This is a genomic window from Flavobacterium sp. N1736, from assembly GCF_025947065.1.
GTDB lineage: Bacteria > Bacteroidota > Bacteroidia > Flavobacteriales > Flavobacteriaceae > Flavobacterium.
The window spans coordinates 1,690,181-1,706,674 of the sequence record NZ_CP109994.1 but is presented as its reverse complement, the minus strand read 5'-3'; the positions used below and the strand labels follow the sequence as shown (position 1 = coordinate 1,706,674).

Genomic DNA, 16,494 nt, shown 5'->3' with positions numbered 1-16,494 from the left:
AAATTATTTTCTCCCCCGAAAATCACATATCTATTAATCTATTAAAAATGTTACTATGAAAAACAATTACAAAGTGATCCAGCTAAAATGGGTCTTAATTATGGTTCTGGGTATTGTTAACCTGTCAATGGCCCAAAAAAAAGTAATCGCTTACATTCCAAACTGGATTGATCTGAATTCATTTTCAAGCAGTGTTCAGTACAGTAAATTAACGCATATTAATATTGCGTTCGAAAATCCCGATGCGAATGGTTATCTAACTTTCAATTCAGGATCGAATACCATTATCAATGCCGCGCATGCACAAAATGTAAAAGTTTTTGTTTCTCTTGGAGGAGGTTCTGTTTCTGAAGGAGGCGCCATTCGCGACAATTACTTTAATTTGATTACGCCTGGAAACAGAACAGCGTTCATTCAAAAATTATATGATTACGTTGTAGCGCATAATTTTGACGGTATCGATGTAGATTTAGAAGGTCCGGCAATTAATGGTGATTACGGCGGATTTGTAATTGCGCTTGCGGCTAAATTGCATGCAAACGGTAAATTAATCTCTGCTGCGCTTTCAGAAGGTTACGGTGGTGCAAATGTACCTTCGTCTACTTTTGCCGCTTATGACTGGATCAATATTATGGCGTATGATGCAACAGGACCTTGGGCTCCGGGAAGTCCGGGACAACATTCTCCGTATAGTATGGCTGTAAATCAGTTTAATTACTGGACAGGACGTGGTTTACCGGCAAGCAAAGCCATTATTGGTCTTCCGTTTTATGGTTACGGTTTTGGAGCTTCGGCAAATCAGGGAATTTCTTATGCTAATATCGTAGCGCAATATCCGGGAGCTGAAAATCTGGATCAGGTAGGAAACACGATTTATTATAACGGAATTCCAACTATCAAAGCAAAAACAACTTTTGCAATTCAAAATGCGGGAGGAGTTATGATCTGGGAATTATCTCAGGATGCTACCGGAGCAAAATCATTATTAACAGCCGTAAATCAGGTTATTACAGGAAGTAATCCGCCTACAGGTACGGGGACTTTAATTCAGGCAGAAAGCTACTCAACAATGAGCGGAATCCAGACTGAAGCCACTACAGATACAGGCGGAGGTTTGAATGTAGGTTACGCAGATACAGGCGATTGGCTGGCGTATTACAATGTTAATTTTCCAACTTCAGGAAATTATGTAATTGAATACAGAGTGGCAAGTGCTGTTACAGGCGGAAGATTATCTTCTGATTTAACGGCAGGAACAATTCAATTAGGAGCTGTAAATATCCCAAATACCGGAGGCTGGCAAAATTGGCAAACGGTAACACAAACCGTAAATGTAAATGCCGGAACATACAACTTTGGAATCTATGTTCAAAATACCGGTTTTAATCTAAACTGGTTCAGAATCACAAAAGCGGCTTCAGGTTTGGCAGCAAAATCAGCAGCCCCAGAAGTTGTTGCAGAAGAATTTGTGGCTTTAAATGTATATCCAAGTCTTGTAGAAAGTACGCTTTTTATCACTTCGGATGTTAGCGGAGCAAATGCAAGTATTGTAGATTCTCAAACAGGAGCTGTAGTTTCAAAACAAACAATTAATTCTAATTCTATAGACGTTTCGCGTTTAGAAAAAGGAGTTTATATCGCTGTTTTTGAAAAAAATGGTACACAAACAGTGAGACGTTTTATTAAAAAATAAGTTTTCGTTAAAAGCACTGTTTCTTCTTTTTTATTGAAAGAAGGAATGGTGCTTTTTTATTTGCCACAAATTGAAGAATTTAAAAAAAATGTCTCCCGCAGATTTGGCAGATTGAGCAGATTTTATTTTTTTATTCTTTAATATTTTTTCACGCAGATTTTAAAAAGATTTAAGCAGATACATGCAGATAATTATTCAAATTTAATCTGCTCAATCTGCCAAATCTGCGTGAAAAATAAAACACATAGCTATGTGCATTATAATTAAGTGAAACGCCTTTTTTGAGCATACAGAATCTATGTTTCTATGTGTTTTAAATGCATGCACCACTTTAAAAAGTAACCCCCAATCTTAAATAGTATATGAAAAACAATTACAGAATTCAGTTAAGTTTACTCCTGTTTATTGCTTTTAGCAGTTTTGCCATTGCGCAGACTTCTTTGGGCTCGAGTAAAACGTTCATGAATAATTTAAAAAACGGACTTGCAAGTGCGACTTCAAAAAGTACTGCCGAAAAAACTGTTTTGCTTCAGGCGGAGAATAAAAACTTCAACGGAAAAATCAATTACAAGGAATCAAATGCTTCAAGTGAGTTTTTGATTGGAGAAATCAAAAATGTCGAAGAATCTTCTTTTTACATTAAATTAAAAGATAAATCGCTTGAAGGGCACATTATTCTAAAGAAAACAAAAGAAGCTTATAAATATTATTCTGATGCACAAGGAAACGCTTTTGTGTCTAAAGTAGATATTAATACGCTAATTTGTCTGGATTATAGAAATGTTCCTCAAAACACAGCAAAAACAGCTGCTGTAAGTGCTGCCGCAATTGCTCCGGCTTTGTTGAATTTACAAAGTTTACCGGGTGCTGCAGGCTGCGTTATGTTAGATTTTGACGGGTATAATATGCCGGCAGGAAATCTTTGGAATAACGGAAACGCTATTAATGCGGCGCCATCAGGAATGAGCGATGCCGATGTGCAACAACATTGGGAGGTGGTTTCTGAAGATTACCGACCTTTTAATGTAAATGTTACAACAAATGAAGCTGTTTTTAATTCATACCCAAGAAACAGAAGAATGCGTGTGGTGGTGACTCCAACCAATACTGCGGCCCCGGGGGCGGGGGGTGTTGCGTATATTGGTTCCTTCAATTGGGACAATGATGTACCTTGCTGGGTATTTATTACTTCGGGTAAATCTGGTGGAGATGCCTCTGCGCATGAAGTTGGTCATACTTTTGATCTTGGTCACGATGGACGTACAAATCCTGCCGAAGATTATTTTGTAGGTATAAACAATACTTCGTGGGCGCCAATTATGGGAGCCGGATATTACAGACCTGTGGTGCAATGGAGCAAAGGCGAATACGATTATGCCAATAACAAACAAGATGATGTTGCAACTATTGCCGGAACTAAATTTGGAGTTGGTTACAGAGGCGATGATTACGGAAATACAACTGCTTCTGCCACAACTTTAGACTATAACGCAAGCGGCGGTATCAATCAAAAAAACGGAATTATTTCAAGCGAAGCTGATTATGATTTCTTTACGTTTACAACTGGCGGAGGAAATGTTTCAATCAACGCAAACACGGTTTCAAGAGACGGAAACCTGCATCTTTTAATTCGATTATACAATTCGGCAGGTGCAGAAATGGGAACGTATTGGAACTCTGATCCGTTTGCTTTGAATGCTGCTATGAATGTGAATTTGCCTGCCGGAAAATACTTTATTGGTGTTGATGGCAATGGCGCCGGAAGTGCGGGTTATGGCGGATATTCTGCATACGGTTCTATCGGAAGTTATTCGATTACAGGAACAATTCCGCCGGGAGGCAATATCGCGGCTTCGACAGATGTGATTACGGTTTATAAAGATTGCAATTACACCGGATTTTCTGGCGGTTTAACTATTGGTGATTATAATATGGCGCGTTTAAATTCTTTGGGAGTTTTAAATGATGATATTTCGTCGTTGAGAATCACACAGGGATTTCAGGCAATTTTGTATCAGGATGATAATTTTACGGGAGCTTCAACGGTAATTAATTCTGATAATGCCTGTTTAAATACGACATGGAATGATAAGGTAACTTCTATTCGAATTCTTGCCAACGGAGTTACCACTTTAGGAAATCAAACTTTCTTTTTGCAAAACAGAAACAGCGGTTTAAATATGGATGTCTGGAATGCGAGTTTATCCAACGGTGCCAATATTGCTCAGGGAACTGTAAATACAGGAAATAATCAAAAGTTTACATTAACACATTTAGGCGACGGTTTGTATAAAATTATTGCCAATCACAGCGGTCAGTCATTAGACGTAAATAATTTTAATAAAGCAAATGGCGCCAATGTAGAGCAATATCCGTATAACGGAACAACGAATCAGCAGTTTGTTTTAGTAGATACAGGCGACGGATTTTATAAAATTATTGCCAGACACAGTGGTAGAATTGTTGAGGTTGCAGGAGCAAGTACGGTAAATGGTGCCAATGTGCAGCAATGGGACAATAACAACCAAACGTGCGGGCAATGGAAATTAATTTCGACAACGGCTGCGCAGACTTCTACTTTAATTCAGGCGGAAGATTATGCTGCCATGAACGGAATTCAAACGGAAGCGACTACAGATGCTGGCGGAGGTTTAAATGTTGCATACACAGATACAGGCGACTGGATGGCGTATAACAATATTAATTTTCCAACAACGGGTTCTTATTTAATCGAATACAGAATCGCAAGTGCGGTTGCCGGAGCCAGAATATCATCTGATTTAAACGGCGGAACGATCATTTTAGGAAATGTTGATATTCCGAATACCGGAGGATGGCAAAATTGGCAAACAGTAACTCAAACGGTTAATGTAAATGCAGGAACGTACAGTTTCGGAATTTATATTCAAACCAGCGCTGTAAACATCAATTGGTTCAGAATTACCAAAATTGGCGCCGCTTCAAATCCTGTAGCTTCTGCTGCTATTACAGAAGATGAGGTAGATTCTGTTGCATTAAATATTTATCCAAATCCGGTTTCAGATGTGCTTTTCTTTACTACAGATCAAACAGGAGGGAATGTAAGCGTATTCGATTCTCAAACAGGAAGTTTAGTTATATCTCAAAAAATCAATGATAATAGTTTGAATGTTTCTGGTTTAAGAACCGGAATTTATCTGATTGTTTTTGAGAAAGACGGAACGAGAACGGTTAAACGTTTTATTAAGAAATAGCTTTAAAAAAAATAACTTTTCTAAAGGTACTATCACTTCTTTTTACAGAAAGAATGGTAGTGCCTTTTTTTTATAACAACAATTCACCTCTATAGTTTATAAATTGCATAAACGCATAAAATAAAGTTTATTCTTTCATAAAATTGACTAAATATTATTTTTTTATAAGTAAAATATTACTTATTGTAAGAAAAATGATTTATGTTTGTTTTTGAATTAATTGTAACAACGGATTATATATGGTCCAAAATAAATTAATAGATATGAAAAAAAATTACAGGTTTAAGTTAAGTTTACTCTTAATTATTGCTTTTAGCAATTTTGCAATCGCACAAACTTCTTTAGGATCAAGTAAGTCGTTTATGAACAATTTAAAGAAGCAGCTGGCAACTTCTGCTAATTCAAAATCTGCTTCAAAAACATTTTCACTTGAGGTAGAAAATTCGAAAAGCTTTAATGGAACAATTAATTATAAAGAATCTAATGCTTCAAGTGAGATTTTAATTGGAGAAATTAAAAATACAGCAGAATCTTCTTTTTACATTAAAGTAAAAGACAACGCTCTGGAAGGGCATATTATTTTAAGAAAAACAAAAGAAGCTTATAAGTATTATTCAGATGCACAGGGAAATGCATTTGTTGCTAAAGTTGATATTAATAGTTTGATTTGTATTGAGTACGAAAACGTTTCTAAAAATGCAGCTAAAACAACCAATAAAGTTGCAGTTGCTAAAATTTCTCCTGCAGTATTGAGTTTAGAAAGTTTACCGGGTGCAGCAGGTTGTGTTTTATTAGATTTTGATGGTTACTCTCTGTCCGCAGGAAGTCTTTGGAACAATGGTAATGCAATAGATGCAGCACCTTCTGGTATGAGCGATGAAGACATACAAGGTCATTGGGAAATAGTTGCAGAAGATTTCAGACCTTTTAATTTAAATATTACGACCAGCGAAGCTGTTTATAATTCATATCCAAAAAAGAAAAGAATGCGTACGGTGATAACGCCAACAGGTTCAATATATCCGGGAGCAAGTGGTGTGGCTTATGTTGGTTCTTTCAATTTTGATGATGTACCGTCTTGGGTATTTGATACTTCAGTTTCAGGAGCACAAGCGACTTCGCATGAAATTGGACATACTTTAGGTCTTTCTCATGATGGTCGTACAAATCCTGCCGAAGGATATTATGCCGGTGAACCTAATGCTTCGTGGGCTCCTATTATGGGCGTGGGGTATTATAATCCTATTACACAGTGGAGTAAAGGAGAATACGATTATGCAAACAACAAGCAGGATGATGTAGCGATTATTGCAAGCGATCAATTTGGTTTAGGATATCGCGCAGACGATTATGGAAATACGATAGCTACTGCGGCAAACTTAGATTATAATGTTAACGGAGTAATTAATCAAAAAAACGGTGTCATTACAAGTGAAGCCGATACTGATTTCTTTACGTTTACAACAGCCGGTGGAAATGTATCTATCAACGCCCATACAGTTTCTAGAAGCGGAAATCTGCATATTTTAATCAGATTATTTAATTCAGCCGGAACACAAATAGAAACGTATTGGAACCCTGATCCGTTTACTTTAAATGCTGCAATGCATACAAACTTACCGGCCGGTAAATATTTTATTAGCATTAGCGGTACCGGAGCAGGAAATGTACGCTCTGGGGGATATTCGGCTTATGGTTCTATCGGAAGTTATTCTATTACAGGAACGATTTTACCAAATGCAGCTATAAGTCCTTCTACAGACGTAGTTACGGTTTATAAAGATTTTTATTATAGCGGATTTTCCGGCGGATTGACTATTGGAGATTATAATTTGGAGCGTTTAAATTCTTTAGGCGTTTTAAATGATGATATTTCTTCGCTTAAAATCGCTCAGGGATTTCAGGCGATTCTGTATCAGAATGATAATTTTACCGGAGCTTCAATAGTTATGAATTCTGATAATGCAGCCTTAAACACAACCTGGAATGACCAGGTAAGTTCTATTCGAATTCTGGCAAACGGAGTCACGACTTTAGACAATCAGATGTTCTTTTTGCAAAACAAAAACAGCGGACTTAACATAGAAAGCCAGAATGGAAACTACGGAAATGGTATACTACAGGGAAATATAAATAAAGATTATCAAAAATATAAATTTACCCATTTAGGTAACGGATTATATACAATCTATTCCAACTCTGCAGGAAAAGTTCTTAGTGTAAAAGATTCGAATAAGACCAATAGTGTCAGTATTGAACAAAGTGATTATATTGGAAATGCAAATCAAGAATTTGTTGTAGTTGCTACGGGTGATGGATTTTATAAATTTATTGCCAGACACAGCGGAAAATTAGTTGAGGTTGCAGGAGCAAGTAAAGAGACTGGCGCTAAAATTCAGCAGTGGGAGAATGTTAACCAGACTAACGGACAATGGAAATTAATTTCTACAATTGTACCGGATAAAGCAATTTTAATTCAGGCCGAAGATTACTCTGCTATGAGCGGAGTTATAACCGAAGCAACAACAGATGTTGGTGGAGGTTTAAACGTTACAGGGACTGATCTTGGTGACTCGATGACGTATAACAACATCAATTTTCCAACTACCGGTACTTATTTAATAGAATACAGGATAGCTTGTGCGGTAAATGGAGCCCAAATATTTACGTACTTAAACAAAGAGTCTGTTTTTTTAGGAAATGTTAATATAACCAATACCGGAGGATGGCAAAACTGGCAGACTGTTACCCAAACAGTAAACGTAAATGCGGGAACTTATAATTTTGAAATATATGTTCAAAATAAAAGTATGAACATCAACTGGATTAGAATTTCCCCAATCGAAACCCAACCTTCGACTTTAATTCAGGCGGAAGATTACACAGCTATGAGCGGAATTAAAACTGAAACAACGACAGATGCTGGTGCAGGTTTAAATGTTACAGATACACATGCAGGTGATTGGTTGAAATATGGTAATATTAATTTTCCAACATCAGGTTCTTATTTAATAGAATACAGAGTAGCGAGTGTTGCAAATGGAGCACAAATATTTGTTGACTTAAACAATGCAGCCAATGTTATAGGGAATGTTAATATACCTTACACAGGAAAAATGCAAAAGTGGCAAACCGTTGAACAAACTGTAAATGTGAATGCCGGAACCTATAATCTTACAATTCAGTTTAAAAATGAAAACGTAAACATCAACTGGATCAGGATTACCAAAATAACATCTCAGGAATCAACTTTAATTCAGGCAGAAGATTTCGCAGATATGAGCGGAATTACAACCGAAGTAACAACAGATGTTGGCGGAGGTTTATCCGTTATAAATACAGAGGCTTCTAATTGGTTAGGTTATAGTAATATTAGTTTTCCAACGGCTGGTTCCTATTTAATAGAATACAGAGTAGCGAGTGCTGCAAATGGAGGTCAAATATTTCCTGAATTAAATGATGGAGGAAATTTTCTTGAAAAAGTTACCGTACCCAATACCGGAGGATCGCAAAACTGGCAGACTGTTAAACAAATTATAAACATAAAACCAGGAACCTATAATTTAACAATCCACATTCAAAATGTAAAGTTTAACATCAACTGGATTAGAATTTCTAAAATCGAATCGGAAACCACGGCTTTGATCCAGGCAGAAGATTACTCGACTATGAGCGGAATTAAAACCGAAGTAACAACTGATGTCGGCAGAGGTTTAAACGTTACAGATACAAAAGTGGGCGACTGGTTGATGTATAATAATGTCAATTTTCCAACATCTGGTACTTATTTAATTGAATACAGAGTAGCAAGCACCGGAGAAGCTAAAATTCTTCCTTATTTAAACAACGAAAAATATTTTTTAGGACATATTGATATTCCTAATACAAGAGGATGGCAAAATTGGCAAACGGTTACACAAACTGTAAATGTTGATAGCGGAACTACTAATCTTTTTGTATACATTCAGAGTAATTCTGTAAATATTAACTGGATCAGAATCACCAGAATTGAAGGAGCAGTCGGAGTTGCCGCAATAAATGCTTCTGAAGCTTCATCAATTAACAATGAAATTAAAGATGCAGGATTAGCTGTATATCCAAATCCGGTTTCAGATGTACTTTTCTTTACTACAGATCAAACAGGAGGAAATGTAAGCGTGTTCGATTCTCAAACAGGAAGTTTAGTTGTATCGCAAAAAATCAATGAGAATAATTTGAATGTTTCTGGTTTAAGAACCGGAATTTATCTGATTGTTTTTGAGAAAGACGGAACGAGAACGGTTAAACGTTTTATTAAAAAATAGCTTTTAAAAAAATAACTTTTCTAAAGGTACTATCACTTCTTTTTACAGAAAGAATGGTAGTGCCTTTTTTTATAACAACAATTCACATCTATAGTTTATAAATTGCATAAACGCATAAAATAAAGTTTATTCTTTCATAAAATTAACTAAATATTATTTTTTTATAAGTAAAATATTACTTATTGTAAGAAAAATGATTTATGTTTGTTTTTGAATTAATTGTAACAACGGATTATATATGGTCCAAAATAAATTAATAGATATGAAAAAAAATTACAGGTTTAAGTTAAGTTTACTCTTAATTATTGCTTTTAGCAATTTTGCAATCGCACAAACTTCTTTAGGATCAAGTAAGTCGTTTATGAACAATTTAAAGAAGCAGCTGGCAACTTCTGCTAATTCAAAATCTGCTTCAAAAACATTTTCACTTGAGGTAGAAAATTCGAAAAGCTTTAATGGAACAATTAATTATAAAGAATCTAATGCTTCAAGTGAGATTTTAATTGGAGAAATTAAAAACACAGCAGAATCTTCTTTTTACATTAAAGTAAAAGACAACGCTTTGGAAGGGCATATTATTTTAAGCAAAACAAAAGAAGCTTATAAGTATTATTCAGATGCACAGGGAAATGCATTTGTTGCTAAAGTTGATATTAATACTTTGATTTGTATTGATTACAAAAATGTTTCTAAAAACGTTTCTGAAAATGCAACTAAAACAACCAATAAAGTTGCAGCTGCTAAAATTGCTCCGGAATTATTGAATTTACAGAGTTTGCCGGGTGCAGCAGGTTGTGTTTTATTAGATTTTGATGGATATTATATGCCTGCCGGAAACGCATGGAACAATGGTAACCCTATAGATGCAGCACCGTCTGGTATGAGTGATGCAGAAATACAAAGACATTGGGAAATAGTTGCAGAAGATTTCAGACCTTTTAATTTAAACATTACGACCAACGAAGCCGTTTATAATTCATATCCAAAAAACAGAAGAATGCGTACGGTGATAACGCCAACAAATGCAGTATATTCAGGAGGAATTGGAGGTGTGGCGTATGTTGGTTCTTTCAATTGGGATAATGATGTGCCGTGTTGGGTATTTGATACTTCAGGGAAAGGAGGAGAAACATCTTCTCATGAGATTGGACATACTTTTGATCTTACTCATGATGGCTTAAATTCTGGTGAAGAATATTATGTTGGCCTTCCTAATACTTCGTGGGCGCCAATTATGGGAACAGGTAGCAGGCCAATCGTACAATGGAGTAAAGGAGAATATAATAATGCAAACAACAAGCAGGATGATGTAGCGATTATCGCAGGCGCCAAATTTGGTATAGGATATCGCGCAGACGATTATGGAAATACAACAGCTACTGCAGCAAATTTAGACTATAATGCCAATGGAGTAATTAATCAAAAAAATGGCATCATTTCAAGTGAAGCTGATCGTGATTTCTTTACGTTTACAACAGTCGGAGGAAATGTTTCTATCAATGCCAATACCGTTGCAAGAGACGGAAATCTGCACCTTTTAATAAGATTGTATAACGCAGCAGGAGTTGAGATGAGAACGTATTCGAACCCTGATCCTTTTGCTTTAAATGCTGCTATGAATATAAATTTACCGGCCGGTAAATATTTTATAAGTGTTAATGGTACCGGAGCTGGAAATCCTGCCTCTGGAGGATATTCGGCTTATGGTTCTATCGGAAGTTACTCAATTACAGGAACAATTTCACCAAGTTTAAATGTAAGTCCTTCTACAGACGTAGTTACGGTTTATAAAGATTTTTATTATAGCGGATTTTCCGGCGGATTGACTATTGGAGATTATAATTTGGAGCGTTTAAATTCTTTAGGCGTTTTAAATGATGATATTTCTTCGCTTAAAATCGCTCAGGGATTTCAGGCGATTCTGTATCAGAATGATAATTTTACCGGAGCTTCAATAGTTATGAATTCTGATAATGCAGCCTTAAACACAACCTGGAATGACCAGATAAGTTCTATTCGAATTCTGGCAAACGGAGTCACGACTTTAGACAATCAGACGTTCTTTTTGCAAAACAGAAACAGCGAACTTAACATGGAGGTGGATATCCAGAATGCAGACTATGGTATAATACAGGGAAATACAAATAAAGATAATCAAAAATATAAATTTACCCATTTAGGTGATGGACTGTATTTAATCAATTCCATGGCTACAGGAGCTATCCTTAGTGTAAAGGAAGGTGATAAAGCCAATGGTGCCAATGTAGAACATCATCCCTATATTGGAAATGCCAATCAACAGTTTGTTGTAATTGATACAGGCGATGGGTTTTATAAATTTATTGCCAGACACAGTGGAAAATTAGTTGTGGTTGCAGGAGCAAGTAAGGTGAGTGGCGCTAAAATTCAGCAGTGGGAGAATGTTAACCAGACTTATGGACACTGGAAATTAATTTCTACAATTGTACCGGATAAAGCAATTTTAATTCAGGCCGAAGATTACTCTGCTATGAGCGGAGTTATAACCGAAGCAACAACAGATGTTGGTGGAGGTTTAAACGTTACAGGGACTGATCTTGGTGACTCGATGACGTATAACAACATCAATTTTCCAACTACAGGTACTTATTTAATAGAATACCGGATAGCTTGTGCGGTAAATGGAGCCCAAATATTTACTTACCTAAACAAAGAGTCCGTTTTTTTAGGAAATGTTAATATAACCAATACCGGAGGATGGCAAAACTGGCAGACTGTTACCCAAACAGTAAACGTAAATGCGGGAACTTATAATTTTGAAATATATGTTCAAAATAAAAGTATGAACATCAACTGGATTAGAATTTCCCCAATCGAAACCCAACCTTCGACTTTAATTCAGGCGGAAGATTACACAGCTATGAGCGGAATTAAAACTGAAACAACGACAGACGCTGGTGGAGGTTTAAATGTTACCGATATACATGCAGGTGATTGGTTGAAATATGCTAATATCAATTTTCCAACATCAGGTTCTTATTTAATAGAATACAGAGTAGCGAGTGTTGCAAATGGAGCACAAATATTTGTTGACTTAAATAATGCAGCCAATGTTATAGGGAATGTTAATATACCTTACACAGGAAAAATGCAAAAGTGGCAAACCGTTGAACAAACTGTAAATGTGAATGCCGGAACCTATAATCTTACAATTCAGTTTAAAAATGAAAACGTCAACATCAACTGGATTAGGATTACTAAAATAACTTCTCAGGCATCTACTTTAATTCAGGCAGAAGACTTCTCTGCTATGAGTGGAACAAAAAACGAAGTAACGGCAGATGTTGGCGGAGGTTTAAGTGTTACAAACACAGATGCTTCTAACTGGTTAGGTTATAGTAATATTAGTTTTCCAACGGCTGGTTCTTATTTAATAGAATACAGAGTAGCGAGTGCTGCAAATGGAGGTCAAATATTTCCTGAATTAAATGATGGAGGAAATTTTCTTGAAAAAGTTACCGTACCCAATACCGGAGGATCGCAAAACTGGCAGACTGTTAAACAAATTATAAACATAAAACCGGGAACCTATAATTTAACAATCCACATTCAAAATGTAAAGTTTAACATCAACTGGATTAGAATTTCTAAAATCGAATCGGAAACCACGGCTTTGATCCAGGCAGAAGATTACTCGACTATGAGCGGAATTAAAACCGAAACAACAACAGATGTTGGGGGAGGTTTAAACGTTACAGATACAAAAATGGGAGACTCGTTGATGTATAATAATGTCAATTTTCCAACATCAGGTACTTATTTAATTGAATACAGAGTAGCAAGCACCGGAGAAGCTAAAATACTTACTTATTTAAATAATCAAAAATCTTTTTTAGGACATGTTGATATTCCTAATACAAGAGGATGGCAAAACTGGCAAACGGTTACACAAACTGTAAATGTTGATAGCGGAACCACTAATCTTTTTGTATACATTCAGAGTAATTCTGTAAATATTAACTGGATCAGAATCACCAGAATTGAAGGAGCAGCGGCCGCCAACGCTTCAAATTCTGTAGTTTCTGCTGCTATTACAGAAGATGAGGTAGATTCTGTTGCATTAAATATTTATCCAAATCCGGTTTCAGATGTGCTTTTCTTTACTACAGATCAAACAGGAGGAAATGTAAGTGTATTTGATTCTCAAACAGGAAGCTTAGTTGTATCGCAAAAAATCAATGATAATAATTTGAATGTTTCTGGTTTAAGAACCGGAATTTATCTGATTGTTTTTGAGAAAGACGGAACGAGAACGGTTAAACGTTTTATTAAGAAATAAAAGGTTGGTTATGAGTTTTGAGTTATAAATTATAGCTTGAAAATTAAAAGGCTGTCGTAATTGACAGCCTTTTGTTATAAAAAAGAATTCGAAAAAGTTATATTATTTTTTTGTTTTATCAAGTTCTCCAATAAACGGAATTTCATCCTGAACTACAGATCTTATGGTGATTTGAAAATATTGTTCTAATTGAATAAATTTTGCAGCATTTATTGGTCCGACAGCTTTTTTTGCTTTGCCATACGTTTTAGATAAAAGCTTTTCAAAATCAACATTATTTTTTAAATTATTTTTTGCCAGTTCATCTGCTTTTACATCTGTAATATTATTGTAGTTGGTGGCGTAGTCGTTTATAATTTCTAATTTTTTCTGACCCAAAGCCTTACGTTCAGCTTCATAATTGTCATAAACTGCCTGAAATGCGGTTGCTTGCGGCTCTGCCAAATTGAGATAATCTTTTATAATATCTCCTTTAGATTTTCCGTAAAGATTTTGAACAAGCGTCAAATCATCAGATTGCGCAAATAAACCCGTAGAAGCTATAATAGCTAAGAATAGAAATAATTTTTTCATGATTTTTGATGTTTATTTAGTTGAGGTATATTTTATACTATTGTATTTTTTATTTGCTGAAATCGTAACTTATTGTAGCACCAAGTCCAAATTGATATGTTGCTACATAATCTGTTACACCAACCGGACCGTAATAAGTCCAGTAATAACTATTACCAACTGCGGCGGCCATAGATTGCAAATAAGCATTTAAATTGATTGATAAAGGCGAAGAAGTTTTAATTTTTATTCCGGCTTTTGCTTCCCATGCAAAATAAGTTTCGCTTCCGCTTTGAGGTGTTTCAAGAATAGCGATACCGGCACCGGCTCCCAGATAAGGCATTACATTAGAACCAATATCAAAATAATGCGCATAATCCAGTAAAATATAATTTATGGCACCTTTGTCATCTCCGGCATTAAGTTGAGTTCCAAGCGGACCATATAAAGGCAATTTAGTATCTAGTCTGTTGTATTTTAATTCGATAGAACTATTATCTATAAAAAAATACTCTAATCCGGCTCCATATTCAAAACCGTCTTCTACATAACCATAACTATTATCGTATTCAACTTTATCCTGAAAAACATAACCGCCATATAAATTAAGCAGAAAAGAGTTTGAAGTTTGCGCTTTCGCAAAAAATGAAAATAAAAAAACAACGATTAACAGAAGATACTTTTTCATGATTTTAGTTTTAATTTTGATTTGTAATTAGTTTAAAGCAAGTGGTTTATCTGGCTTTTTGAAATTATAAACCAAAATTAATTTTACTTCTTTATAAAAAATATTTAATCACGGTAACTTGGTTTCACTTTAGAAAATGAAACAACATTGTAATGAAATTCGCTCAGAAATGAACAAAAAAAGCCCGTTTCGTTTATAGAAACAGGCTTCTGGTTTTTTTGATACACTTTTAATACTTGTATTTAGAAACTTAAATCGAACGTATTTTCATTAATCTAAATTTGAATTTGCTCCGGTTTTATATTTTAAAATTGCGGCAATATTCTTTTATAGTTTCTCTAACTTTTCTAAACTCTTCTAAAATTTCTTCCTCGGTTCCGGTTGCTTTTGCCGGATCAGAAAAATTTTGATGAAACTTTTGAGCTTTCGTTGGCAAAAACGGACATCTTTCTTTGGCATTATCGCAAACCGTAACTACAATATCAAAATCGATATTTGAATATTCATCAATATGATTTGAAGTATGATTTGCAATATCAATCCCGTCTTCTTTCATTGTTGCAATTGCTCTTGGATTTACGCCGTGAGTTTCAACACCGGCACTGTAAACTTCGGCATTATTGCCTAAAAAGTGTTTTAAATAACCTTCTGCAATTTGGCTTCTGCAGCTATTTCCTGTGCAAAGCACTAAAATTTTTTGTGTCATAATTTAAACAAGTAACCAAATGATATTGATGATGCAAAACTTCGGCTCAAAGCCAAAAATAACCTGCAATACAATAACAGCTGTTGTAATGATAATTGGTTTTTTATATTTTAGAAATGTGTTCTTCATGATTAACAACATCCGGAATTTGGTGAACAAGAATTTGCAGCATCGCCTTGTAATTGGGTTAACTGTATTTTTGGTTTTGACGGTATTCCGCAAGCGTCTTGTGCCAGACAAGCCGTAGTTTTATTTTTTAGAACAAAGTTTAAACCATTAAATTCCAAATCATATCGACCAATTGTTTCGTTTTGATATTCGACTTCAATCTCAAAATCTTCAATTTGTAATTTTTCTTCAGATAGTGTAATGATATGTAAAAGTTTGCCCGGTTTTAAACGATGTTCATAATCGTCAGCATTCCATAATTGAAAATTGACCACTTTTTCGTTACGAATTACGCCGCCGCAATCAATAAAGTTTTTAGTAATAATTCCCACTTCTGTAACGTGAAAATGTTCAGGAACAAAATTCCCGTTTTCCAATTGAAATGCTACGTTTTCTAAATTTGGAAGTATTGTTTTAATTTCTGATAATTTCATGATCTTATGTTTATAGTTATAATGCAATATTGCGATATAGTTGGATAAAAAAATGTTTTAGCAACATTTTTGATCTTTTACAACTGAAATAATATTCGAAAAATAGTCCTTTAAAATAGCAAAAGTATTTTCGTCGATGCAATAACAAATTGCATTTCCTTCAATATTTCCTTTTATAAGACCAGCGTTTTTTAATTCCTTTAAATGTTGCGAAACAGTGGGTTGTGCCAATGGCAACTCATTTACAATGTCACCGCAAATACATTCGTTTACTTTTAAAAGATATTCAATAATGGCAATTCTTGCAGGATGTCCTAATGCTTTGGCAATGGTGGCAATTTGATTTTGTTTATCTGTAAAATGTTCTGTTTTAGTTGCTCCCATGTTTTATATTTTAA

The 16,494-nt window shown here is 35.1% G+C and carries 9 protein-coding genes; 4 read left to right on the top strand and 5 right to left on the bottom strand.

From position 1 onward, the window contains the following. The first annotated feature begins 55 nt into the window (after nt 1-55). The 4 genes from OLM54_RS07305 to OLM54_RS07290 all read left to right on the top strand — a co-directional run bounded on the left by OLM54_RS07305 (nt 56) and on the right by OLM54_RS07290 (nt 13,548). Nucleotides 56-1,693: a glycosyl hydrolase family 18 protein gene (locus OLM54_RS07305; protein ID WP_264537933.1), complete on the top strand. Its 1,638-nt coding sequence runs from the start codon at nt 56-58 to the stop codon at nt 1,691-1,693. A gap of 362 nt (nt 1,694-2,055) precedes the next feature. Beyond that, nucleotides 2,056-4,926, top strand: a complete 2,871-nt coding sequence (locus OLM54_RS07300) for an RICIN domain-containing protein (RefSeq protein WP_264537932.1) — start codon at nt 2,056-2,058, stop codon at nt 4,924-4,926. Between the two features lie 263 nt (nt 4,927-5,189). Continuing rightward, nucleotides 5,190-9,230 carry a carbohydrate-binding protein gene (locus OLM54_RS07295; protein WP_264537931.1) on the top strand — a complete coding sequence of 1,347 codons (4,041 nt, stop codon included), beginning with the start codon at nt 5,190-5,192 and terminating at the stop codon, nt 9,228-9,230. Nucleotides 9,231-9,492: 262 nt separating this feature from the next. Continuing rightward, complete coding sequence (locus tag OLM54_RS07290; protein ID WP_264537930.1) at nt 9,493-13,548, top strand: carbohydrate-binding protein; 4,056 nt, start codon at nt 9,493-9,495, stop codon at nt 13,546-13,548. Between the two features lie 102 nt (nt 13,549-13,650). Here the strand turns inward: OLM54_RS07290 and OLM54_RS07285 are convergent, their stop codons facing one another. The 5 genes from OLM54_RS07285 to OLM54_RS07265 form a co-directional block, all read right to left on the bottom strand. Next, a complete protein-coding gene (locus tag OLM54_RS07285) occupies nt 13,651-14,121 on the bottom strand; it encodes a hypothetical protein (RefSeq protein ID WP_264537929.1) in 471 nt (156 codons plus the stop codon). Nucleotides 14,122-14,170: 49 nt separating this feature from the next. Further along, complete coding sequence (locus tag OLM54_RS07280) at nt 14,171-14,788, bottom strand: OmpA family protein (protein WP_264537928.1); 618 nt, start codon at nt 14,786-14,788, stop codon at nt 14,171-14,173. 298 nt (nt 14,789-15,086) lie between these two features. Continuing rightward, nucleotides 15,087-15,494 carry an arsenate reductase ArsC gene (locus OLM54_RS07275; protein WP_264537927.1) on the bottom strand — a complete coding sequence of 136 codons (408 nt, stop codon included), beginning with the start codon at nt 15,492-15,494 and terminating at the stop codon, nt 15,087-15,089. Nucleotides 15,495-15,625: 131 nt separating this feature from the next. Further along, nucleotides 15,626-16,096, bottom strand: a complete 471-nt coding sequence (locus OLM54_RS07270; RefSeq protein ID WP_264537926.1) for a DUF6428 family protein — start codon at nt 16,094-16,096, stop codon at nt 15,626-15,628. A 57-nt stretch (nt 16,097-16,153) separates the two neighbouring features. Next, nucleotides 16,154-16,480: an ArsR/SmtB family transcription factor gene (locus OLM54_RS07265; RefSeq protein WP_264537925.1), complete on the bottom strand. Its 327-nt coding sequence runs from the start codon at nt 16,478-16,480 to the stop codon at nt 16,154-16,156. Nucleotides 16,481-16,494 lie beyond the last annotated feature (14 nt).